The following is a 23,117-nucleotide window of genomic DNA, read 5'->3' as shown; positions in this document are numbered from 1 at the left end:
CGAAAATGAAACTGATCACTGCGATCGTGAAGCCGTTCACCCTGGAGGACGTGAAGACCGGCCTGGAGCAGGCGGGCGTGCTCGGCATGACCGTCAGCGAGGTTCAGGGTTACGGTCGCCAGAAGGGCCACACCGAGGTCTACCGCGGTGCCGAGTACTCCGTCGACTTCGTCCCGAAGGTTCGGGTCGAGGTGGTCGTGGACGACGCCTCCGTCGACAAGGTCGTCGAGGTCATCGTGGAGGCCGCCCGCACCGGCAAGATCGGCGACGGCAAGGTCTGGGTGACCCCGGTCGACGCCATCGTCCGGGTGCGCACCGGCGAACGCGGTTCCGACGCTCTGTAAGCGGTAACCGGAGCAGCGGAACCAGTGGCGGCCCTGGCCACCGTCGGTGTCGAACCGGCGGTGGCGGGGCCGCCCCCATGTGCGGCGAAGAACTGAATTCAGATGGGTGGTGGGTTGTGGGTTTCCAGCAGGAACGCGACGACAGAACCGAGGCCGAGCAGGTTTCCGGCGGAGCCTCGGACCTGGTCCGGGCCCGCAACCAACTGCTCGCGGAGCACAGCGCCAATGGCCGTGCGTCCCGTCTGGACCCCGAGGCGCTGCGGGAAGCGCTGGTGGATCTCTACGAGCTGTGGCTGACCACCAAGGGCCATGAGGTCGGCATCACCGCCGACAGCGGGCTCGCCCTCGTCGCCGTGGGCGGACTGGGCCGCCGGGAAATGCTGCCCTACTCCGACCTGGATCTGGTGCTGCTCTACGACGACGTCGATCCGCATCGGGTCGCCGAGGTCGCCGATCAGCTCTGGTATCCGCTGTGGGACGCCCACATCAAGCTCGATCACAGCGTGCGCACCGTCCCGCAGGCGCTGCGCGTGGCCGCCGACGATCTCACCGCCGCCCTCGGCATGCTCGAGGCCCGGCACATCGTGGGCGACGACGGCCTGAGCAACCTGCTCATCAGCGGCGTACGCCGGGACTGGCGCGCCGGAATTCGGTCCCGCTTCGACGCCCTGATCGAACAGGCCCAAACCCGCTGGCGCAGAAGCGGAGACGTCGCGCACCGCGCCGAGCCCGATCTCAAGAACGGGCGCGGCGGGCTGCGGGACATCCAGCTGCTGGACGCGCTCGCCATCGCACAACTGACCGACGCCATGCCGGGGCTCGGTCCGGATGTGCCCGGTGGCGGGTTGCAGCAGGCGCATCGCCGCCTGCTGGATGTCCGCACCGAATTGCACCGGGTGGCGGGCCGGGCCCGTGACCAGTTGCGGGCTCAGGACGCCGACGAGATCGGGGCGGCCCTGCGCATCGGGGATCGCTTCGATCTGGCCCGCACGCTCAGTGATGCGGCCCGCACGGTGAGTTACTCCACCGACGTCGGGCTGCGGACCGCAGGGAACGCGCTGCCACGGCGCGGGCTCGCGCGCTTGCGCCGCGCCCCGGTACGCCGACCACTCGATGAGGGGGTGGTCGAACACTCCGGGGAGGTGGTGCTCGCCCGCGATGCCCGGCCGCAGCGCGATCCCGGGCTGATCCTGCGGGTGGCCGCGGCCTCGGCGCAGACCGGGCTGCCGATGTCGGCGACCACGCTCAACCGGCTCGGCGAGGACGCGCCCGAGCTACGCGAGCCGTGGCCCAAGGAAGCCCTCAACGACCTGCTGGTCCTGCTGGGCACGGGCCGCGGCGCCGTCGATGCCGTGGAGGCGCTGGACCGGACGGGCCTGTGGGGCAGGCTCTTTCCGGAATGGGGCGTGGTGCGCGACCTGCCGCCGCGCGATGCCATGCACACCTGGACCGTGGACCGTCATCTCATGGAGACCGTCGCCCAGGCCGGGGCGCTGTCCACCCGGGTCGCCCGCCCGGACCTGCTGCTGCTGGGTGCGCTGCTGCACGATATCGGCAAGGGCCGCACCGAGGATCACAGCGTGGTCGGTGCGGAGCTGGCCGTTTCCATCGGAAATCGCCTGGGGCTGTGGCCTTCCGACGTGCAGACGCTCGCGGGTGTGGTGCGCCACCACCTGCTGCTGCCCGACACGGCCACGCGGCGCGACATCACCGATTCCGACACCGTGAAGATGGTGATCGACGCCCTCGACGGTGACCCGCAGCTGCTGGAGCTGCTGCACGCCCTGGCCGAGGCCGACGCGCTGGCCACCGGGCCCGGCGTGTGGAACGACTGGAAGGCCTCGCTCATCGGCGATCTCGTGCGCAACTGCCGCACGGCCATGGCGGGCTACGCCCTGCCCGAGCCGACCCCGATTCCCGACGAGCTGCGCGCCCGCGCGGAATCCGGTGGCGTGCACGTGGATCTGAAGCCGGGAGAGAGCCGCTACCACCATGTGGTCACCGTGGTCGCGCCCGACAATCCGGGTCTGCTCTCCGATGCGGCGGGTGTGCTGGCCGTGCATTCGCTGCGGGTGCTGTCGGCCGAACTCGCCAGTGTGGGCGCCTCGGCCATCGATACCTTCGTCGTGGCACCGCGTTTCGGTGATCCGCCGGACCCGGGCCTGCTGCGCCAGGAACTGATCCGCGCCATCAACGGCGATCTGGATCTGGCCTCGGTGCTGGCCCGTAAGGAGCGCGATGCGGGCGGCGCCCAGCCGAGGCCGTTCGCGCAGGCGCGGCCGCGGGTGTTCTGGCACGAGACCGCCGATCCGGGCCGGGTGCTGCTGGAATTGCGTGCCGAGGATCGGATCGGGTTGCTGAGCCGGCTGGCCGCGGCGCTGGCCGAGGCCGGGGTGAATGTCTGCTGGGCGAAGGTGGTGACCATGGGTTCGGCGGTCATCGACTCGTTCTGCCTGGATCTGGGCGTTTCCGACACGCCCGGGCGGCGGGCGGAGATCGAGGCGGCGGTGCTGACGGTGGTGCCGCCGCAACAACCGAAGAAACCTCTCGAATCGGACAGCTGAATCGGATCTCCCGGCGGTTTACCAATTGTTCGCCAGGAACCGGGATTAGCGGACAAACCGCACGTTTGCCGGTTAATCAGAATGTTGCAGGAGATTTGCTGTAATACCGATCGGGTGATCGGAGTCACACCCTAGTATTCGCGTGCAAGGTCGATCCGGAGGTCCCAAGCTGTCGCGAGCATGAGGGGAGCAGGTCGGTGGCAATCGAAGTCGTATCCGCGTCGATGATGACCAGCGATTTGACCGCACACATCGCCCGCTGCGTCGGTGGTGATCGCTGGGTGGTCTCCTGGCTGCCGGGGCGCACCCTGAGCGGCCAACAGGCGGTGACCGCGATGACCATCGCGTCCACCGTCGCCGACCAGGCGCCCTCCGACGCCGAATGGGCGTTGCTGGACGGGCTCGCCCTGGAACTGGGCCTCACCGCCCGCGAGGCGGTCGGTATGGTCGCCACCGAGAACCATGATCTGCGGCGGCCCGGCCCGCGTCCCCGCTCGCTGGAATAGCCGCCCGGAACCGCTTGCCGCGTCGCCCCGTTCGCGCAGGTCCGAGCCTGGCGCAACGGCATCACGCGGATCCCACTACCCTGGTATCTCGAGTGACGTCCCTCGAGATCAGGAGCATCGGTGTTCGAATCCCTTTCCGACCGGTTGGCCGGTGCCCTCAAGGATCTGCGTGGCAAGGGACGCCTGTCGCCGGCGGACATCGACGCGACCGCCCGTGAGATCCGGCTGGCGCTGCTCGAGGCCGACGTGGCGCTGCCCGTGGTGCGCGGCTTCATCGCCAAGATCAAGGAGCGGGCCAAGGGCTCCGAGGTGTCCGCCGCCCTGAATCCGGCGCAGCAGGTCGTCAAGATCGTCAACGAGGAGCTCATCAATATCCTCGGCGGCGAGACCCGGCGGGTGCGGCTGGCCAAGAATCCGCCGACCGTCATCATGCTGGCCGGTCTGCAGGGTGCCGGTAAGACCACCCTCGCGGGCAAGCTCGCCAAATGGCTGAAGGCGCAGGGACATACGCCGCTGCTGGTGGCCTGTGACCTCCAGCGTCCCGGCGCGGTCACCCAGCTGCAGGTGGTCGGCGAGCGGGCCGGGGTGCCGGTCTTCGCGCCGCACCCGGGCACCTCCATCGGCGGCGGCGAGAACCCGCTGGGCGTCTCGGCCTCCGACCCGATCGATGTGGCGCGCGCCGGTATCGAAGAGGCGAAGACCAAGCAGTACGACGTGGTCATCGTCGACACCGCCGGTCGCCTCGGTATCGATGAGGAGCTCATGCGGCAGGCCGCGGGCATCCGCGACGCCGTCAACCCCGACGAGACCCTGTTCGTCCTCGACGCCATGATCGGTCAGGACGCGGTCGCCACCGCCGAGGCCTTCCGCGACGGCGTCGGCTTCACCGGTGTCGTGCTCACCAAGCTCGACGGTGACGCCCGCGGTGGTGCGGCCCTGTCGGTGCGTGAAATCACCGGCCAGCCCATCCTTTTCGCCTCCACCGGCGAGAAGCTCGAGGACTTCGATGTCTTCCATCCCGACCGCATGGCCAGCCGCATCCTCGGCATGGGCGACCTGCTCACCCTGATCGAGCAGGCCGAACAGGTCTACGACGCCAAGCAGGCCGAGGAGGCCGCCCGCAAGATCGGCTCGGGTGAGCTGACCCTCGAGGACTTCCTCGAGCAGATGCTGGCCATCCGCAAGATGGGCCCGATCGGCAACCTGCTGGGCATGCTGCCCGGCGCGGGGCAGATGAAGGACGTGCTGGCCCAGGTCGACGACAAGCAGCTCGACCGGGTGCAGGCCATCATCCGTGGCATGACCCCCGCCGAGCGCGCCAACCCCAAGATCATCAATGCCTCCCGCCGCCTGCGCATCGCCAATGGCTCGGGCGTCGCGGTGTCCGACGTCAACCAGCTGGTCGACCGGTTCTTCGAGGCCAGGAAGATGATGGGCGCGATGTCCCGGCAGTTCGGCCTGCCGGGTGCGGGCCGTGGCGGCAAGAACACCAGGAAGGGCAAGAAGGGCAAGAAGGGCGGGCGTGGCCCGACTCCGCCGAAGGTGCGCGGCGGCTTCCCCGGCATGCCCGGCCTCCCGGGCGGTATGCCCGCCGGCATGCCCGACCTCTCCGACCTCCCCGCCGGTCTCAACGAGCTGCCGCCGGGTCTGGAAGGTTTCGACCTCTCGAAACTGAAATTCCCCAAGAACTGATCCGCGCGAACCTGATTCGGCCCCGCCCCACCCGGGCGGGGCCGAATTGCGTTCCCGGCCAGGGGTTATCGTGCGTTCCGGGCCCGGGGTGATGCGGGTCGGCGCTCAGTCGTGCGTGGGTCCGAGGGCTCGGGTCACGTATCCGGCCGGGCGGACGATGTAGTCCGCGTCGGCGGGTTCGCGGGTGAGCATGGCACTGAAGTGGATCGGTGCGATGAGCACTTCCAGGGCCATACGCGCGTCGGTGCCGGGCGGGAGTTCGACCGTGCTCGACGTGTACGCCGACGACGACCACTGCGCCATGGGTCATGCCGTGCAATGGTCGGAATTATCGGTACGGTTCCCCCGTGACCACTTGGTGTCCTCCGACGCGGCAGAACCGGTGATGCGATGACCGAACCCACCCCGCTCCCGCTCCCGCTCCCGCTCCCGCGCCTGCGCCGCACCCTCGACCGCGGCCGGCGGCGCATCCTCCCCCAGATCGACACCGGCGGCGGGTGGACGACGGTCGGCGAATCCGATGGCGGCGCGGCCGATCTCGTGCCCTCGGCCTGGACCGAGGAGTTCGAGCTGGCCCGCTACGAGCGCCTGGAGCTCGCCGACGGGGCCACGGTACTGCCGGTGTGCCCGGTCTCGTTCCGGGACTTCATGCTCTACGAGAAGCATGCCGTGGACGCCGCGCGGGGGATGGCCCGCCGGTTCCTGCCCGCCGGATACCGGCTCGGGCAGGCGTTCGAGACGCTGACCCGACGGACGTTCCCGGCCTACCGGCCGCACCGGCTCTGGTACGCCCAGCCCATCTACTACCTGTCCAATGCGTTGACCATCGTGCCCTCGGGTGTCCCGATCGCGCCGCCCGCCTACAGTCGCGCACTGGATTTCGAGCTCGAACTCGGGGTGGTGCTGGGCGCTCCGCTGCGCGACGCGTCGCCGGAGCAGGCGCTGGCCGCGATCGCGGCGGTGGTGGTCGTCAACGACTTCTCGGCGCGGGATGTGCAATTGGCGGAAATGCGGTCGGGTTTCGGGCCGCAGAAGTCCAAGCATTTCGTCAGCTCGATGTCCGGGACGGCGGTCGCCGGTGCGGCGGTGGCCGACCGGCTCGATCGGCTCACGGCCACGGTGGCGATCAATGGGGAGACGGTGTCCCGCACCGGGACCGGGGGCATGCGCTTCTCGCTCGGTGAGGCCATCGCGCATGTCTCGCGCTCCGAGCAGCTGTATCCGGGTGAGCTGCTGGCCACCGGCACCCTGCCGGGTGGCAGTGGTATGGAAGTGGGCCGCTGGCTGGCTCCGGGCGACGAGCTGCGCCTGGAGATCGACGGCATCGGCGTCATCGAACATCGAATCCGGCCGTGATCGATCACCGAATCCAACGCTGAGGAGCGGTACGTGAAAATCGACCAGGTTTCCGATTCCGTCTACGTCGTCGCGGGTACGAACGTCAACTGGGCGTTGGTCAGTGACGAGCGCGGTGTGACGGTCGTGGACGCCGGATATCCCGCCGACACCGAGTCGGTGCTGAGTTCGGTGCGCCAGATCGGGCACGAGCTCGGCGATGTCGCCGCGGTGCTGCTGACCCATGCGCACCTCGACCACATGGGTGCGATTCCGACCCTGGTCGAACGCCTGGGCGTGCCGGTCTACACCGGCGCCGAGGAGGTCCGGCACGCCAAACGTGAGTACCTGCAACAGATCACGCCCGTGGACATGGTGCGGCAGTTGCGGACTCGGCGCGGGGCGGTCTGGGTCGCGCAGACCCTGCGCGCCTGCGTCGGTCACATCGGGATGACCGTGCCGACCGCTCGCACCGCTGACGCCGACACCCTGGCGGCGCTACCCGGCGGTTTCGTCGAGGTGCCGACGCCCGGTCACACCAACGGTCACACGGCGTATCTGATGCCGTCCGAGGGTGTGCTGTTCTCCGGCGACGCCCTGGTCACCGGTCACCCCCTGTTGCTCGAGACCGGACTGCAACTTCTCCCGAGCGTGTTCAACCACGATGAGGCGGGGACGCTCGCGAGCGCCCGCGCGCTCTGCACGCTGGAGGCCGGAATTCTGGTTCCCGGGCACGGGCTGCCGGTCCGGCACGACCTGTCGAGCCTGCTGGGTGATTTCGCCCGGCAGTGATCGCCGCGGAGAAGTCAGATCGGCAGGCAGGGGTTGGCCGAGGTGGTGATCATGCCCGGATCCCAATCGACTCCGAACGCGCTCGACCCCGAACTGGTCGCTACGGGGGTGGCGGTGGTGCTCGGATGATCGAGGGAGACGGGCGCCACAGGTGCATACGCACGGCGCCACAGGCGCAGCGGGTGTAGCTGACGATGCCCTCGGAGGTACGGTGGCGCGAAAGGACTTGGAAGGGTTGGGCTGTGGGCCAGCCGCAGTGGCGACACTGTCGGTCCGATTCGGTCATGGGGCCAGTCTTCGCGGAGACGGTAGTCTCGATCCATCGAAAGTTTTCGTAGCGAATCGTTCGGAATTGCCACATGATCGATCCTCGGTTGCAGGCCCTGCGGGTACTGCGTGAGCACGGCACGGTGACCGCGGCCGCGGCAGCCCCGCGCCCGACGACCTGCGGTTCGAGCAGCGTCCGCTGCTGGCCGAGCCGTTGGATCTGCTTGTGCCCGTGGGGCATTCACTCGCCGGGTGCGACAGCGTGGCCCTGACCGAGGCGGCGACCGAGCCGTGGATTACCGGGCGTGCGCGCATCACCCATCACCTGGTGGTGTCGGCCGCCTGCGCCGCGGCCGCGTTCACGCCCCGGATCGCTGGGCAGGCGGTCGATTTCCCGGGTGTGGCGGCGATGGTGGCGCACGGATTCGGGGTGAGTCTGGTGCCCCGGCTCGCGTTCCTGCCGCCGGAGCTGGCGGTGGTGCGTGTTCCGTTGCACGACGATCCGGTCCCGGTCCGCCGTCACCTGTCCGCGGTGCGGCGGGGCAGCGCCGAGCATCCGGTGATCGCGGCCGGGCTGGACGCCATTCGCGGGCTTTGCCGGGAGCGCACCGATATCACCGTGCTCGACGACTGATGCGATAGTGGACCCGGATTCGTGTCGAGACATACCGTCCAGGCGAGGAGGTCGGCATGCGGCTGCATTTCCGCGGCGTGGTCCTACCCGATGACGAAGTCCGCGACCTGTGGGTGCGTGACGGCCGGATCTCGGCGGAGCCGATTCCCGACGCCGACACCGTGCAGGCCTCCGGCTGGATCGTGCCCGGCCTGGTCGACGCCCACTGCCATGTCGGCATCAAATACGGCGGCGGACACGAGGATTCGGCGGGCGCGATCGCCCAGGCCGAGGTCGAGCGGGACGCGGGCGCCTTGCTGCTGCGGGATGCGGGCTCGCCCATCGACACCCGTTTCATCGACGACCGCGACGACCTCCCGCGCATCATCCGCGCGGGCCGCCACATCGCCCGCCCCCGGCGCTACGTCCGCGAACTCGGTATCGAACTCGACGACGAGCGCGATCTGCCCGAGATCGTCGCCGAGCAGGCCCGCCGCGGCGACGGGTGGGTCAAGATCATCGGCGACTGGATCGACCGCGGGATCGGCGACCTCGCCCCACTGTGGTCCGACGACATCCTGAAGGCCGCCATCGACGCGGCCCACCGCGAGGGCGCCCGCGTCACCGCCCACGTCTTCGGCGAGGACGCCCTGCCCGGCCTGCTGAACGCCGGCATCGACTGCATCGAGCACGGCACCGGCCTCACCGACGACACCATCGCCCTGATGGCCGCCCACGGCACCGCCCTCGTCCCCACCCTCATCAATATCGACACCTTCCCCGGAATCGCCGACGGCGCAACCAAATTCCCCACCTACGCCGCCCACATGCGCGACCTGCACCGCCGCTCCCGCGCCACCGTCGCCAAGGCCCACGAGGCCGGTGTCCCCATCTACACCGGCACCGACGCCGGCGGCTCCATCCGCCACGGCCGCATCGCCGACGAGATCGCCGCCCTCGCCGGCGCCGGCTTCACCCCCCACAACGCCCTCGGCGCCTCGTCCTGGCACGCCCGCACCTGGCTCGGCCGCCCAGGCATCGAACCCGGAGCCCCCGCCGATTTCGTTGTGTACCAGGAGGACCCACGAGAAAACCTGGCCGCCCTCGCCACCCCCGCCTGGGTGGTATTACGCGGCCGCGTCTACAACCGCCGCGACCCGGTCACCAGCCACCGCTGAACTCCGGCCGCTGAGACGACCCGCCAAGTTCCGCATCACGATCCGGGTGTGCCGCAGGTGCGGGGGCGGTTGTGCGGGTCTGGCGATTCGGCTGCGCATTTAAAGTGAATCGGTCATGCTTCAGACGTTTGTTGTTTCGACTCGATGAGGAGATGACCGTGGGGTCTATCGAAACCCTGGCCATTAGCGTGTTGGCCGGTTTGATCGTGAAGCTGCTGACGTCCGGGAGCTCCGGGCCCGGCCCGGTTCAGCCGTAGGCTCTGCGTGAGACGCAGCCCATCGGGGTCGTACCCGGTGGGCTGTGGTGTTTCCGGGGCCGGGTCGGGGCGATTTCTCCGGGCCGCCCGTGCTCTGGCAGAATGGACGACCGTCCTCATCGAGGACAGTGTCAGCCCGTCTCCGGTTCCGTACCGCGCGGCGGTCACAGCACTTGACGCAAAACCGGGTCCACCTCGTGTGGGCTGCTGAATTGCGACGTGACCAACCATTTGAAAGGCATCAGCTCATGGCTGTTCGTATCAAGCTGACCCGTATGGGCAAGATCCGCAACCCGCAGTACCGCGTCGTCATCGCCGACGCCCGTACTCGTCGTGACGGCCGCGCCATCGAGTCCATCGGCAAGTACCACCCGAAGGAAGAGCCGTCGCTCATCGAGATCGACTCGGAGCGCGCTCAGTACTGGCTGGGTGTCGGCGCGCAGCCGACCGAGCCGGTGAAGCGTCTGCTGGAGATCACCGGCGACTGGCAGAAGTTCAAGGGCCTGCCGGGCGCCGAGGGCACCCTGAAGACCAAGGCCCCGAAGCCGTCCAAGCTGGACCTGTTCAACGCCGCGCTGGCCGCCGCCGAGAACGAGCCGGTCGCCGAGGCCGTCACCCCCAAGAAGAAGGCCGCCAAGAAGGACGAAGCCGCCGAGGCCGAGACCGCTGAGGCCACCACCGAAGCCGCCGAGTAATGAGTGCCGTTGTCGCCGATGCTGTCGAGCACCTGGTGCGCGGCATCGTCGCCAATCCCGACGACGTCCACGTCGAGCTGATCACCAGCCGTCGGGGCCGGACCGTCGAGGTGCACGTGCACCCGGATGATCTGGGCAAGGTGATCGGTCGCGGCGGTCGTACCGCGACCGCCCTGCGCACCCTGGTCGCCGGGATCGGCGGTAAGGGCATTCGCGTCGACGTGGTCGACACGGATCAGTAGATGGAACTGGTCGTCGGGCGGGTCGCCAAGTCACACGGTGTGCGTGGCGAACTCGTCGTAGAAGTCCGCACCGACGAGCCGGAACTGCGGTTCGCGCCCGGCAGCGTCCTGAAGGGGAAGCTGCCGCGCGCGAATCAGGCGCAGGAATTCGAAGTGGAGTCGGTCCGGGAGCACTCGGGCCGGCTTCTCCTGCGTCTGGACGGCGTCGCCGACCGCACGGCCGCGGATGCGTTGCGGGGCATGCTGTTCGTGGTGGACTCCGCGGATCTGCCGCCGTCGGAGGATCCGGACGAGTACTACGATCACGAACTCGAGGGCCTGCGCGTCGAACTCGGCGATGGCACCCAGGTCGGCACCGTCAACGAGGTGCTGCATTCCGCTGCGGGAGAACTGCTTTCGATCAAGGCCGGGGACGCGTTCCCGCCCGCGGGCCGGGAGATCCTGGTGCCGTTCGTGCTCGCCATGGTGCCGACGGTGTCGGTCGCCGACGGCCTGATCGTCATCGACCCGCCCGAGGGCCTGCTGGACCCGGAGTAGCGGCGTGCGAATCGACGTAGTCACGATCTTCCCCGAATACCTCGAGCCGATGCGAGCGGCCTTGCTGGGCAAGGCGATCGACAAGGGTCTGCTCGAGGTGGAGGTGCACGACCTGCGCCGCTGGACCCACGACGTCCACAAGTCGGTGGACGACACCCCGTACGGCGGCGGGCCGGGCATGGTCATGAAGCCGACCGTGTGGGGCGACGCCCTCGACGAGGTGTGCCCGGACGACGCGCTCCTGGTGGTGCCGACTCCGGCGGGCGTGCCGTTCACGCAGGAGACCGCGCAACGGTGGTCCGCCGAACAGCACATTGTCTTTGCCTGCGGCCGCTACGAGGGCATCGACCAGCGCGTCTTCGACGATGCCGCGCGCCGGGTACGCGTCGAAGAGGTCAGCATCGGCGACTACGTGCTCATCGGCGGCGAGGCCGCCGTGCTGGTCATGACCGAGGCGTTCGTCCGGCTGATCCCGGGGGTCCTCGGCAATCAGCAATCCCACGAACAGGATTCGTTCTCCGACGGTCTATTGGAAGGCCCCTCCTACACCCGCCCGGTGTCCTGGCGCGGCCTCGACGTCCCCGAAATCCTGTTGTCCGGCAACCATGCCAAGATCGCCGGGTGGCGGCACGAACAGTCGCTGCGCCGCACGGCCGAACGCAGGCCCGATCTCCTACCGGATAACCTGGGCCATGCGTGAAGGAGGGTCGATCATGGGTGAAACCAGAGGATTTCTCAGCGCGACGCTGGCCGGGCTGGCCCTGTTCGCCGCGATATTCGGCGGCGGCAAGGCGGTCGCGGACAACCTCGATGTGCTCTTCCTGAGTCACCTGGGCGACGAGACGGTGGCGTCGCCCGGCTATGAGGACACCGCGGACGGGCAGCGCCTGATCGCCGAGGGCAAGGACATCTGCGCCCACCTGCGCGCGGGAACTCCGGTTGTAGCGACCGACCAGTGGGGATTCGGGGAAAGGCTTGCCCGCGCGGCCGTCTCGGTGTACTGCCCCGAATTCAAGTCGACCCCAAGAGATTTCGGCTGACCGTGAAATTCGGTACGTAACAACTGATTTCGCGAGGATCGGGGTAACTCCCCGGGTACGCCCAGACTTGATTCGGCACTCGGCGCAGGCACGCATGCGTCCCGGGTGACGGCTCTCGGCGGGGCGCCGAAGTTTCGGAGAGGCGGGGCAATGACCGAATCCTGTGTGGGCCTTGCACGCACTGTCGGGTGGCGGCGGTAGTGTCTGCGGGCGTGACGACAGCCTCCGAAACCGTCAGCGCAGCATCCGCAGGTGCCGCATCCACGGGTGCAGCGAGCACCGAGAGCACCGTCCGCCTCGCCAGCGTCGGCCGGCGTATCGCCGACGAGCTGGGGGTGCGCGAGGAGCAGGTGCGCTCCGCCGTCGAACTACTGGACGCCGGGTCGACCGTGCCGTTCATCGCCCGCTACCGCAAGGAAGTCACCGGCGGACTCGACGACGCCCAGCTACGCACCCTCGACGAGCGCCTGAGCTACCTGCGTGAACTCGACGAGCGCCGGGGCTCGATCATCGAATCCATCCGTGGCCAGGGCAAATTGGACGAGGCGCTGCACGCGCAGATCATGCTCGCCGACACCAAGGCCCGCCTCGAGGACATCTACCTGCCCTACAAGCCCAAGCGGCGCACCAAGGCGCAGATCGCGCGCGAGGCCGGGCACGAGCCCGTGGCCGACGCGCTGCTGACCGACCCGACCACCGATCCCGCGCAGTACAACGCCGAACAGCTCGACGGCGCGCGGGCCATCCTGGTGGAGCGTTTCGCCGAGGACGCCGACCTGGTCGGTGAACTGCGCGAGCTCATGTGGGAACGCGGGCAGATGAGCTCGACGGTGCGCGCGGGCAAGGAGGAGGCGGGCGCGAAGTTCGCCGACTACTTCGAATTCTCCGAGCCCTTCAGCAAGCTGCCCTCGCACCGCATCCTGGCGCTGCTGCGCGGCGAGAAGGAAGAGGTGCTCAACCTGCACCTCGAATCCGACACCGAGGAGCCCGAGGACGGGCAGCGCTCGATCTACGAGGGCCGCATCGCCATCAAGTTCGGCATCGCCGACCAGGGCCGCGCCGCCGACTCCTGGCTGCTGGACACCGTGCGCTGGGCGTGGCGGACCAAGCTGCAGGTCAGCATGGGCATCGACACCCGAATGCGGTTGCGGCAGTCCGCCGAACGCGATGCCGTCGACGTGTTCGCGGCCAACCTGCGCGACCTGCTGCTCGCGGCGCCCGCCGGCACCCGCTCGACCATGGGCCTGGACCCGGGCTACCGCACCGGTGTGAAGGTCGCCGTCGTGGACGCCACCGGCAAGGTGGTCGCCACCGAGGTCATCTACCCGCACAAGCCGCAGGGGCAGACCGAGAAGTCCCTGGCCGTGCTGGGCGCACTGGTCGCCCGCTTCAATGTCGAGCTCATCGCCATCGGCAACGGCACCGCCTCCCGCGAGACCGACGCCCTTGCCGCCGAACTGATCTCGCGCATCCCCGAGAACAAGCCCACCAAGATCGTGGTCTCGGAGGCGGGCGCGTCGGTGTACTCGGCCTCCGCATACGCCTCGCAGGAACTGCCCGGCATGGACGTGTCGCTGCGCGGCGCGGTCTCCATCGCGCGCCGGCTCCAGGACCCGCTGGCCGAATTGGTGAAGATCGACCCGAAGTCCATCGGTGTCGGCCAGTACCAGCACGACGTCTCCGAAACCCTGCTGGCCCGCTCGCTGGGCGCGGTCGTCGAGGACGCGGTGAACGCCGTCGGCGTCGACGTCAACATCGCCTCGGTCCCGCTGCTGTCCCGGGTCTCGGGTATTTCCAACTCGATCGCGGAAAGCATTGTGGCGCATCGTGATGCCAACGGCCCATTCCGCAGTCGCGCCGCACTCAAAGATGTCCCGCGCTTGGGCCCCAAGGCGTTCGAACAGTGCGCGGGCTTCCTCCGCATCCGCGAGGGCGACGACCCGCTGGACACCTCCGGCGTGCACCCCGAGGCGTACCCCGTGGTCCGGCGCATCCTCGATGCCAGCGGTAAGGGCGTGAAGGAGATCATCGGCAACACCTCCGCCCTGCGCGCCCTGCGGCCGGCCGACTTCACCGATGAGCGGTTCGGGGTCCCGACCGTCACCGACATCATCGCCGAACTCGAGAAACCCGGCCGCGACCCTCGCCCCGAATTCAAGACCGCAGAATTCGCCGCGGGCATCGAGAAGGTCGCCGACCTGAAGCCCGGCATGGTGCTCGAGGGCGTCGTCACCAATGTGGCCGCCTTCGGCGCCTTCGTCGACATCGGCGTCCACCAGGACGGCCTGGTCCACGTCTCGGCCATGTCCCACAACTTCGTCAAGGACCCTCGCGAGGTCGTGAAGTCCGGCGACGTCGTGAAGGTCAAGGTGCTCGAGGTCGACGTCCAGCGCCAGCGCATCGGCCTGTCCCTGCGCCTCGACGACGAGCCCGGAAACGCCAAGCCCGACCGCGCCGACCGCGGCCCGCGCAACAACCAGGGCGGCGGCCAGCGCGGCGGCAACCGCGACAACCGGCAGGGCGGCCAGGGCGGCCAGGGTGGCCAGCGCCAGGGCGGACAGCGTCAGGGCGGCGGCAACCGCAATCAGCCCGCCCCCAGCGGTTCGATGGCCGACGCCCTCCGCCGCGCCGGCTTCGGTCGCTGACCAGCTGATCCCGAACCGCCCGTCCGGCCGAACCCCCACCCGGGTTCGGCCGGACGGCCATTTCGGAACTCGGAGCGATCAGCGCGATGGCGCCGAGGGACCGAGCGCAGCCCGGTCTCATGGGGATGTGCCGGCTAGCTCAGCGGGGAGCCGACCCGGTGCAGGGTGCCGTCGGGGTCGACGTAGCCGAATTCCCTTAGGCCGTAATCGGTGTCGACCGGGGTGGTGAGGCGGCCGGGCAGGCCTGCGGCGGCCCACTCCGCGTGCAGCGCGTCGGCGTCGGAGACGTAGAGGTAGACCGCCGCGGCGGTTCGTGTCGAGTCGTGTTCGTCCCACTCGGTGAGGTGCAGGGATACGCGGCCCCGGTCGGCGAAGCCGTAGCGGGCGTCGCCCTCGTAGGCGTGGACGCTGAACCCGAGGCGGCGATAGCGGGCCAGGGCGGCGTCGAGGTCGAGGACCGGGATCACGGGCGCGACGCGCTCGAAGGTGATGTCGTCCGGCATGGAAGCTCCGAAAAATGAAGACGCCGAGGCGGTCCCGGTTCGGGGGCGCCCCGGCGTGCTCGTGGTGGGTTATTCGACGCCGAGGGAGACCTCGGTGGATTTGATGAGGACCTTGACGGGTTTGCCGTCGGCGAGACCCAGGTCGTCGGCGGCGTCACGGGTGATGGAGGAGGTGATCTCGTCACCACCCGCGAGGCGGATGCGCACCACCGCCATGGCCTCGCCGCGGGTGACCTGGGTGACTGTTCCATCGAGTTGGTTTCGTGTACTCAGTCGCATGGTGGTGAGCCTAGTCACCGGTGGTCGTCATTTCGATGGTGGCTGGAAGGTTGCTCAATCACGGCGCGACCGCATGTGATCTTTCCGTGCGGGTCGGCGGCGCGGGTAGCGTGGCGGGGGTTGACGTTCGCACGAGGGTTTCGGAGGCGACACGGGCATGCGCGTACATCGGTGGTGGGAAGATGTCGTGGTGGCACACGGCAGATTGCCATTGGCATGCCTGCTTCTCGGGTTCATCGTCGGGTTCCTGCTGATCCGAATCAGCGTGCGGCTCATCCGCAAACAGGTGCGCTGGTGGCCGGGCAATGTGCGGGCCGGGGACGTGCACATCCACCACATGGTGTTCGGGGTGATCCTGGTGCTCGGCGCCGGCGTCGGGTTCGTGACGCTGTATCAGAGCAGCGTCGGCGTCACCAGTGCGCTGGCCGCCGTGTTCGGGCTCGGCGCGGCGCTGGTGCTCGACGAATTCGCGCTCATCTACTACCTGCGCGACGTGTACTGGGAGGAGCAGGGCCGCACCTCGGTCGATGCGGTGTTCGTGGCCCTTGCCGTGACCGGGCTGCTGCTGCTCGGCTTCCATCCGCTGTGGTTGCTCGACATCGGCAATATTCGTGATCTCCGGACCGATCAGAATGTGCCCGAGCGGCTGTTCACGATCGGGTTCGCGTTGGGGAATCTGCTGCTGGCGGCCATGGTCATTGCCAAGGGCAAGATTTGGACCGGTCTGTTCGGAATGTTCTTCCCGCCGCTGCTGGTCATCGGCGCGCTGCGGCTGAGCCGCCCGGGCGCACCCTGGGCGCGCTGGCGCTACGCCGCGGGCTCGGGCCTCATGCGGCGTGCGGTGCGGCGCGAGCGCCGTTATCGCCGCCCGGTGATCCGGGCCAAGATCTTCGTGCAGGACCTGCTGGCGGGCAAGCCCGATGCCGCGCACGTGCTCCGCGCCGCCGAGGAGGAGCTGGCCCGGACCGTGGTCCCGGCCCCGCACGCGCCGCCCTCGGCCCACCTGCACCTCATGCACGGGCGCAAGCATGCAGATCGGCCCCTCGAACCCACGGCCGCGGACCGTCCCCCGGAATCTGTCGATAGCCAATGAGTTGCTGACTATCGGTCGGCGTGCCAGTGTTGAGCCATGGGCTACGTCGTCGGCGACTATCTGCTCGATCGGCTCCGGGAACTCGGTGTCACCGAAATCTTCGGCGTTCCCGGCGATTTCAATCTGCAGTTCCTCGACCATGTCATCGCCCACCCCGACATCCGCTGGATCGGCAGCGCCAACGAGCTGAACGCCGGCTACGCCGCCGACGGCTACGCGCGGCTGCGCGGCATCGGCGCGGTTGTCACCACCTACGGCGTGGGCGAGCTGAGTGCGGTCAACGCCATCGCGGGCAGCTACGCCGAGCATGTGCCCGTAGTGCACGTCGTCGGCGTGCCCGCCAAGGACATCCAGGCCGGTCACCGCGTCATCCACCACACCCTCGGCGACGGCGACTTCCACCACTTCCGCCGCATCGCCGCCGAAGTCACCTGTGCGCAGGCCGATCTCGGCGCGGCCGACGCCTGTCAGGAGATCGACCGGGTGCTGAATTCGGTTCGCGTGCACCGCCGTCCGGGGTATCTCATGCTGGCCACCGATACCGCGCGGGTGGAGGTGTCCCCGCCCGCGACGCCGCTGGCACCGCCCGCCGACTTCTCCAGTGCGGGCGCGCGGGCAGCCTTCGCGCAGGCGGCACGCGAATTCCTCGGCGGCCGGCGGGTGACGGTCCTCGCGGACATCTTCGTCGACCGGGTCGGAGCGACCGACCGGTTGCGCACCCTGGTCGGCCCGACCCCGGGGCAACCGCACGGACTCCCGCACGCCACCCTGGCCTGGGGTAAGACCGTGGTCGACGAATCCGCCCCGAACTTCCTCGGCGTCTACACCGGCGCGGCCTCCCCGCCGCAGGTACGCGCCGCCGTCGAGGAGGCCGACCGCCTGGTGACCGTCGGCGTCCAGTACACCGACAGCATCACCGCGGGTTTCAGCCACCGCATCGACCCGCACCGCACCATCGATATCGGTCCCGAGCGCACGGTGATCGGGGGAGTCGACGCCTTCGCGCCGCTGTCACTCACCGCGGCCCTGGAGATCCTCACCGAGCTCGCCCCCGAATTCGCCGCTCCCGCACCGATTCCCGCCCCGGCGGCCGCCGCCCCGGACGCTCCGCCCGTCGTGGACGCGCCGCTCACCCAGGCCGCCCTGTGGCCCCTGGTCGCAGCAGCGCTGGGCAACAACAACATTGTGGTGGCCGACCAGGGCTCGGCCTTCTTCGGTCTGGCCACGCTGCGCATGCCGACCGGCATCACCTTTCTCGGCCAGCCGCTGTGGGGCTCGATCGGCTATGCCCTCCCCGCCGCCCTCGGCGCCGGCATCGCCTGCCCCGACCGTCGCGCGGTCCTCGTCATCGGCGATGGCGCGGCCCAGCTTTCGATCCAGGAGCTGGGCACCTGGATCCGCGAGCAGCTGAACGGCGTGATCATCCTGGTCGACAACGACGGCTATGCCATCGAACGCGCCATCCACGGCCCGGCCGCCCCGTACAACGACATCGCCCCGTGGCGCTGGCCCGAACTCCCGCACGCCTTCGGCGGCGACGCCGAGTCCGTCCTCACTCTCCGCGCGACCACGGCCGGCGAGCTGCAACACTGCCTGAAAGCCGCGACGGACGAGCAGGACCGGCTGGTCTTCCTGCAGGTGATCACCGGCGCCACCGACTACCCGCCGCTGGTCTCGGACATCGCCTCCGCCCTCACCCGCGCGAATACCCGCACGTAGGGGCCGATTAACTCCGCGATCCCGGAGTCTGGCACAATGCTCAGGTTGCTTTGGGCGCGCTGTGCCCGGGCACCGCCCAAATATCCGGAGCACGAACCGGTAGAGCACCCGCCCCGGGTAGCCGCCAGGTTCCTCTGTTCGCGCGAACTCCAATAAGGACGGACATGAACACCCTCGACTTCGTCGACGCAAGCTCGCTGCGCAGCGACATCCCGGACTTCCGCCCGGGTGACACGGTCAACGTGCACGTGAAGGTTATCGAAGGCAACAAGGAGCGCATCCAGGTCTTCAAGGGCGTCGTCATCCGCCGCCAGAACGGTGGCATCCGCGAGACCTTCACCGTGCGTAAGGTTTCGTTCGGTGTCGGCGTGGAGCGCACCTTCCCGGTGCACAGCCCCAACCTGGACAAGATCGAGGTCGTGACCCGCGGTGACGTGCGTCGCGCCAAGCTGTACTACCTGCGCGATCTGCGCGGCAAGGCCGCCAAGATCAAGGAAAAGCGCTGAAGTAGTCGCAGTTCCCGCTGAGCCCGTGAACGGCTCGGCGCAGGATCGACAGTCGGCTCGCCGACAACGAGTAGCCCGGCACCGCATGGTTCTTCGCGGTGCCGGGCTACTCTGTTCCGGTGGCAGACGAGAGCGAGTCGGTGACGAAATCCGGGTCCGGCAACGGCAATGGGGCGAAGACGCCCGAGGCGCCCGAGACGCCCCAGCCGAAGTCGAAGAAGAAGCAACGCCCGTTCTGGCAGGAGCTGCCCATCCTGATCGGGTTCGCGGCGCTGATCGTGGCGCTGCTGGTGACCTTCATCGGCCGGCCCTACGTCATTCCCTCGCAGTCCATGGAACCCACCCTGCACGGCTGCGCGGGCTGCACCGGCGACCGCATCTATGTCGAGAAGCTGAGCTACTACTTCGGTGATCCCGAGCCGGGCGACGTGGTGGTGTTCGTCGGCCCGACCAGCTCGTGGAACAGCCACTACAAGTCGATCCGGTCCTCCAACACCGTGGTGCGCGGGGTGCAGAACTTCCTGTCCTTCTTCGGCCTGGTGCCGCCGGACGAGAACGATCTGGTGAAGCGGGTCATCGCCACGGGTGGGCAATCGGTCAAATGCTGTGACGCGCAAGGCCGGATCCTGGTCAAGGACGACAGCCCCGGCGCCGACTGGAAGCCGCTCGACGAGCCGTACGTGAAGTTCAACAACCCCTTCGACCCCCAGCACCCGGACGTGCAGTTCAACGCGGGCGGCCGGGCCTTTCCCGAGATCAAGGTGCCCGCCGGCAACCTGTGGGTGATGGGTGACAACCGCGCCGAGTCCGCCGACTCCCGCTACCACATGAAGGACGAGCTGCAGGGCACCGTGCCGGTGAAGGATGTGCGCGGCAAGGCCGTGTTCAAGATCTGGCCGCCGAGCCGGATGGGTCCGGTCCGGGCGCAGGACCCGCAGTAGAAGCGAGAATCGCGGGATAATCGACCGGTGGGGAAGATGGCGAGGGCCGCCGAGCCCGGTGCGAGCCGGAAGGCGATCGGCGGCAAGAAGATTCAGCGGATCGACCGCGGTGACTGGCCACCGCGCGTGGTCATGCGGCAGGCGGGCGGGCTACGCACTCTGGAGGCCGCGCTGATCCGCAGCGGCCTCGGTCCGGTCGCGGGCGTCGACGAGGCCGGGCGCGGCTGCGCGGCGGGCCCGCTGGTGGTGGCCTCCTGCCTGCTGCCACCCAAGGCCTACGCCTCCCTCGCCGGTCTCGACGACTCGAAGAAGCTCACCGAGAACGCCCGCGAACAGCTGTTCCCCATCATCAAGCGGCTCGCGCTGGCCTGGCAGGTGGTGGTCATCCCGGCCTGGGAGATCGACGCCATCGGCATCCACGTGGCCAATATCGAGGGCATGCGGCGGGCGGTGGCCGGGCTGGATCCGGTGCCCGGCTATGTGCTCACCGACGGCTTCCGGGTGCCCGGCATCCCGGTGCCGTCACTGCCGGTGATCGGCGGCGACGCCTCGGCGGCCTGCATCGCCGCGGCCAGCGTGCTGGCCAAGGTGACCCGTGACCGCATCATGGTGGAGATGGACGAGCAATACCCGGGCTACGGATTCGCCGCCCACAAGGGCTACAACACCCCCGAGCACAATGAGGCGCTGACCCGTCTCGGCATCACCCCCGAGCACCGCCGTTCGTGGCGAAACGTCCGGGAGACCGGCCGAGTGGCTACCGACACGGCGTATGCGGGATGATGTCTCTACACCCAGTTGGGCGACAAGGAGGACGTTCCACCCGATGAGCGCCGAGGACCTCGAGAAGTACGAAACCGAGATGGAGCTATCCCTGTACCGCGAGTACAAGGACATCGTCGGGCAATTCTCGTACGTGGTGGAGACCGAACGTCGCTTCTACCTCGCCAATTCCGTCGAACTGCGGCCGCAGAACGCGGATGGCGAGGTGTACTTCGAGGTACGGATGTCGGATGCATGGGTGTGGGACATGTACCGGCCGGCGCGCTTCGTGAAGCACGTTCGCGTGATCACCTTCAAAGACGTGAATATCGAGGAGCTGGAGAAGACCGACCTGCGGCTTCCCGACTAGTCCACAGGCCGCAGGTTATCCACAGGCTCACTGTTTTCCCAGTTCGGCATGGCCGGGTCCGTCACGGGCCCGGCCATGCTGGCTGAATGGCACAGCATCTGGCGCTGGGAGCGCAGGGGGAGGAACTGGCGGCGGACTTTCTCCGCGCCGCCGGCATGGAGATCGTCGCCCGCAATTGGCGATGCCGCTTCGGCGAGCTCGACGTCATCGCCCGCGAGGGCGAGGTGACGGCCTTCGTCGAGGTCAAAACCCGCCGCACCCTGACCTGCGGCCCACCCGAGGAAGCCGTCACCTACCTCAAACAGCGCCGCATTCGCGAACTCGCCGCCCGCTGGCTGCGCGAACAGAACGGTACATACCTGCGCATCCGCTTCGACGTGGTCGCCGTCCTCCTGCGTCCGGGCCGCACCCCGGAAATCCGCCACCTGAAGGCGGTGTTCTGAAATGCCTTTGGGCAGAGCCTATTCCGTCGCCGTCAACGGCGTAGAGGGCCAACTCGTAGAAATCGAAGCCGACATAGGTCAGGGCCTCCCCTCGGTCCACCTGGTCGGCCGCCCCGACACCACCCTCCAGGAATCCCGCGACCGCGTCCGCGCCGCCGTCACCAATACGGGCGAGAAGTGGCCTGACGGCCGCGTCATCCTCGCCCTGTCCCCGGCCACGCTGCCGAAGGTCGGCAGTGTGTACGACGTCGCTCTGGCCGGTGCCGTGCTGGACGCGGCCGGAGCGATCCCGTCGAACCGTCTCTCGGAGTCGGTACTGCTGGGTGAACTGGCACTGGACGGCCGCGTGCGCCGGGTGCGCGGCATTCTTCCGGCGGTCCTGGCGGCGCGGAACGCGGGGCGGCGCACCGTCATCGTCCCGACGGCCGCCCTGCCCGAGGCGGGCCTGGTCGACGGCATTCGCGTTCTCGGGGCGTCGACCCTGCTCGAATTACTGGATTGGTTGCGCGGCGGCGGTGAGCTCGCGCTTCCCGATCCGGTCCAGCCGCCGGCCGAGACATCGATCGGGGACCTGCGCGAGGTCGTGGGGCAGGACGAGGCGCGCTGGGCCCTGGAGGTGGCCGCGGCGGGCGGGCATCACCTGCTGCTGACGGGCCCGCCCGGCATCGGGAAAACCATGTTGGCGCAACGGCTTCCAGGCTTGCTGCCGCCGCTGCGCGAACGGGATTCCCTGGAGGTGACCGCGATTCACTCGGTAGCGGGCACACTGTCCGACGATGCCCCGCTGATCACCGCGCCGCCCTTCGTGGCACCCCATCATTCGTCGTCGGTCACGGCGATGATCGGCGGCGGTTCGGGCTCCGCCCGGCCCGGGGCGGTCAGCTGCGCCCATCGCGGCGTGCTGTTCCTGGACGAGTGTGCCGAGATCGGCAGCAAGGTCCTCGAGGCGCTGCGAACCCCCTTGGAGGAAGGCGAGGTTCGCATCGCGCGCCGGGACGGGGTGTCCCGTTTCCCTGCCCGCTTCCAACTCGTCCTCGCGGCCAACCCGTGCCCGTGCGCACCCGCCCGCGATATCGACTGCATCTGCGCGCCCCTGGCCCGCCGCCGCTACCTCGGCAAACTCTCCGGCCCGCTGATGGATCGCATCGATCTCTCGGTACAGATGCACGCCCAGGCCGCCGGAGCCTTCACCGGCGACGAGGTCGAGAGCAGCGAAGAGGTGCGCGCCCGCGTGACGGCGGCACGGAACGCGGCCGCCGAACGATGGGTCGAGCTCGGCATGACCACCAATGCGGAGGTGCCCGGTCACGTACTCCGCCAACGCTTCCGGTTGCCCCGTGAGGCGCTCGCCCCGGTAGAGAACGCCCTCCAGCACGGCCGCATGTCCGCCCGCGGCGCCGACCGCGCGATCAGAGTTGCCTGGACTGTCTGTGACTTGCGTGGCGGTGATGTGCCCGGCGCCCAGGACGTCCTGCAGGCATTGAGCTTTCGACAGCGAGGTGGAGCATGAGCGAGACGACGGACAACTCCGATTCGATGCAGCGCACTGGCGTGCGCCACGAATTCCGTTCGGCCTCAGGGGATGTGGCGGCGACAGCAGCGGTTGTGCCTGCCTCTGGACGTGCTGCCGGTGGGACCGGCAGCGGACTTGGTCAGCCTGGTTCGGTCGGCATAACCGATTCCGGGTCACGCGCACCCGGTCACGTCAGCGAATTCGGCCGGGGCTCCGGGTGGACGGGGGCGAAGCACGGCGCGAAAGGCACTGTCGGCGCGGCGGTTGGGGGCGGGGATGCG

General features: G+C 68.9%; 25 protein-coding genes. 22 read left to right on the top strand and 3 right to left on the bottom strand.

From position 1 onward, the window contains the following. The first annotated feature begins 5 nt into the window (after window positions 1–5). The 4 genes from ACFXKA_RS15780 (at window position 6) to ffh (ending at window position 5,106) form a co-directional block, all read left to right on the top strand. Window positions 6–344, top strand: coding sequence for a P-II family nitrogen regulator (locus tag ACFXKA_RS15780; protein WP_040859831.1), 339 nt, complete (start codon window positions 6–8; stop codon window positions 342–344). A 116-nt stretch (window positions 345–460) separates the two neighbouring features. Further along, entirely contained in the window at window positions 461–2,908 is a 2,448-nt protein-coding gene (locus tag ACFXKA_RS15775; protein WP_379427739.1) for a [protein-PII] uridylyltransferase, read from the top strand. Between the two features lie 197 nt (window positions 2,909–3,105). Further along, window positions 3,106–3,414, top strand: a complete 309-nt coding sequence (locus ACFXKA_RS15770) for a hypothetical protein (protein ID WP_354837728.1) — start codon at window positions 3,106–3,108, stop codon at window positions 3,412–3,414. Window positions 3,415–3,534: 120 nt separating this feature from the next. Next, window positions 3,535–5,106 (top strand): signal recognition particle protein, encoded by a 1,572-nt coding sequence (gene ffh / locus ACFXKA_RS15765; protein WP_379427738.1) that lies wholly within the window; start codon window positions 3,535–3,537, stop codon window positions 5,104–5,106. 105 nt (window positions 5,107–5,211) lie between these two features. On the opposite strand, the gene ACFXKA_RS15760 is transcribed toward ffh, so the two are convergent. Beyond that, complete coding sequence (locus ACFXKA_RS15760) at window positions 5,212–5,409, bottom strand: hypothetical protein (protein ID WP_379427737.1); 198 nt, start codon at window positions 5,407–5,409, stop codon at window positions 5,212–5,214. Between the two features lie 87 nt (window positions 5,410–5,496). Between ACFXKA_RS15760 and ACFXKA_RS15755 the strand changes: the two genes are divergently transcribed. From ACFXKA_RS15755 to ACFXKA_RS15710, 10 genes are all read left to right on the top strand, one after another. After that, window positions 5,497–6,462 carry a fumarylacetoacetate hydrolase family protein gene (locus ACFXKA_RS15755; RefSeq protein ID WP_379427736.1) on the top strand — a complete coding sequence of 322 codons (966 nt, stop codon included), beginning with the start codon at window positions 5,497–5,499 and terminating at the stop codon, window positions 6,460–6,462. A 33-nt stretch (window positions 6,463–6,495) separates the two neighbouring features. After that, the gene (locus ACFXKA_RS15750) at window positions 6,496–7,233 is read left to right on the top strand and encodes an MBL fold metallo-hydrolase (protein ID WP_379427735.1); all 738 of its coding nucleotides are present in this window, start codon (window positions 6,496–6,498) and stop codon (window positions 7,231–7,233) included. A gap of 445 nt (window positions 7,234–7,678) precedes the next feature. Continuing rightward, complete coding sequence (locus ACFXKA_RS15745) at window positions 7,679–8,134, top strand: LysR substrate-binding domain-containing protein (RefSeq protein ID WP_379427817.1); 456 nt, start codon at window positions 7,679–7,681, stop codon at window positions 8,132–8,134. A gap of 56 nt (window positions 8,135–8,190) precedes the next feature. Then, window positions 8,191–9,291: an amidohydrolase family protein gene (locus ACFXKA_RS15740; protein WP_379427734.1), complete on the top strand. Its 1,101-nt coding sequence runs from the start codon at window positions 8,191–8,193 to the stop codon at window positions 9,289–9,291. 505 nt (window positions 9,292–9,796) lie between these two features. Beyond that, window positions 9,797–10,243, top strand: coding sequence for a 30S ribosomal protein S16 (gene rpsP, locus ACFXKA_RS15735; protein ID WP_379427733.1), 447 nt, complete (start codon window positions 9,797–9,799; stop codon window positions 10,241–10,243). After that, a complete protein-coding gene (locus ACFXKA_RS15730) occupies window positions 10,243–10,485 on the top strand; it encodes an RNA-binding protein (RefSeq protein WP_029930032.1) in 243 nt (80 codons plus the stop codon). Before rpsP ends, ACFXKA_RS15730 begins: the two co-directional genes overlap by 1 nt. Continuing rightward, a complete protein-coding gene (gene rimM, locus ACFXKA_RS15725; RefSeq protein ID WP_379427732.1) occupies window positions 10,486–11,022 on the top strand; it encodes a ribosome maturation factor RimM in 537 nt (178 codons plus the stop codon). A 4-nt stretch (window positions 11,023–11,026) separates the two neighbouring features. Beyond that, entirely contained in the window at window positions 11,027–11,722 is a 696-nt protein-coding gene (gene trmD / locus ACFXKA_RS15720; protein ID WP_379386693.1) for a tRNA (guanosine(37)-N1)-methyltransferase TrmD, read from the top strand. 13 nt (window positions 11,723–11,735) lie between these two features. Next, entirely contained in the window at window positions 11,736–12,062 is a 327-nt protein-coding gene (locus tag ACFXKA_RS15715) for a DUF732 domain-containing protein (protein WP_379427731.1), read from the top strand. Window positions 12,063–12,379: 317 nt separating this feature from the next. Beyond that, a complete protein-coding gene (locus tag ACFXKA_RS15710; protein WP_379427816.1) occupies window positions 12,380–14,707 on the top strand; it encodes a Tex family protein in 2,328 nt (775 codons plus the stop codon). A 134-nt stretch (window positions 14,708–14,841) separates the two neighbouring features. Here ACFXKA_RS15710 and ACFXKA_RS15705 read toward each other — a convergent pair whose 3' ends face one another. Together ACFXKA_RS15705 and ACFXKA_RS15700 are read right to left on the bottom strand one after the other, a co-directional pair. Then, window positions 14,842–15,210 carry a bleomycin resistance protein gene (locus ACFXKA_RS15705; protein ID WP_379427730.1) on the bottom strand — a complete coding sequence of 123 codons (369 nt, stop codon included), beginning with the start codon at window positions 15,208–15,210 and terminating at the stop codon, window positions 14,842–14,844. Between the two features lie 69 nt (window positions 15,211–15,279). Beyond that, a complete protein-coding gene (locus tag ACFXKA_RS15700) occupies window positions 15,280–15,489 on the bottom strand; it encodes a TOBE domain-containing protein (RefSeq protein ID WP_354837704.1) in 210 nt (69 codons plus the stop codon). Between the two features lie 157 nt (window positions 15,490–15,646). On the opposite strand from ACFXKA_RS15700, the gene ACFXKA_RS15695 reads away from it, so the two are divergent. The 8 genes from ACFXKA_RS15695 to ACFXKA_RS15660 all read left to right on the top strand — a co-directional run bounded on the left by ACFXKA_RS15695 (window position 15,647) and on the right by ACFXKA_RS15660 (window position 22,833). After that, on the top strand, window positions 15,647–16,582 hold the full coding sequence (locus ACFXKA_RS15695; RefSeq protein ID WP_379427729.1) for a hypothetical protein: 936 nt from the start codon (window positions 15,647–15,649) through the stop codon (window positions 16,580–16,582). Window positions 16,583–16,618: 36 nt separating this feature from the next. Beyond that, window positions 16,619–18,301: an alpha-keto acid decarboxylase family protein gene (locus ACFXKA_RS15690; RefSeq protein ID WP_379427728.1), complete on the top strand. Its 1,683-nt coding sequence runs from the start codon at window positions 16,619–16,621 to the stop codon at window positions 18,299–18,301. A 164-nt stretch (window positions 18,302–18,465) separates the two neighbouring features. Further along, the gene (gene rplS / locus ACFXKA_RS15685) at window positions 18,466–18,807 is read left to right on the top strand and encodes a 50S ribosomal protein L19 (RefSeq protein WP_033086110.1); all 342 of its coding nucleotides are present in this window, start codon (window positions 18,466–18,468) and stop codon (window positions 18,805–18,807) included. A 119-nt stretch (window positions 18,808–18,926) separates the two neighbouring features. Then, window positions 18,927–19,748, top strand: a complete 822-nt coding sequence (lepB, locus tag ACFXKA_RS15680; RefSeq protein ID WP_379401136.1) for a signal peptidase I — start codon at window positions 18,927–18,929, stop codon at window positions 19,746–19,748. Window positions 19,749–19,775: 27 nt separating this feature from the next. Next, entirely contained in the window at window positions 19,776–20,531 is a 756-nt protein-coding gene (locus ACFXKA_RS15675; protein ID WP_379427727.1) for a ribonuclease HII, read from the top strand. Window positions 20,532–20,574: 43 nt separating this feature from the next. Continuing rightward, window positions 20,575–20,880, top strand: coding sequence for a DUF2469 domain-containing protein (locus tag ACFXKA_RS15670; protein WP_040859817.1), 306 nt, complete (start codon window positions 20,575–20,577; stop codon window positions 20,878–20,880). 86 nt (window positions 20,881–20,966) lie between these two features. Beyond that, window positions 20,967–21,323, top strand: coding sequence for a YraN family protein (locus ACFXKA_RS15665; RefSeq protein ID WP_379427726.1), 357 nt, complete (start codon window positions 20,967–20,969; stop codon window positions 21,321–21,323). A gap of 1 nt (window position 21,324) precedes the next feature. Beyond that, window positions 21,325–22,833, top strand: coding sequence for a YifB family Mg chelatase-like AAA ATPase (locus ACFXKA_RS15660; RefSeq protein WP_379427725.1), 1,509 nt, complete (start codon window positions 21,325–21,327; stop codon window positions 22,831–22,833). Window positions 22,834–23,117: the final 284 nt, after the last annotated feature.

It is taken from the genome of Nocardia sp. NPDC059228, from assembly GCF_042754245.1.
GTDB lineage: Bacteria > Actinomycetota > Actinomycetes > Mycobacteriales > Mycobacteriaceae > Nocardia.
The sequence above is the reverse complement of the archived record's forward strand: the minus strand, read 5'-3'. Positions and strand labels throughout refer to the sequence as shown.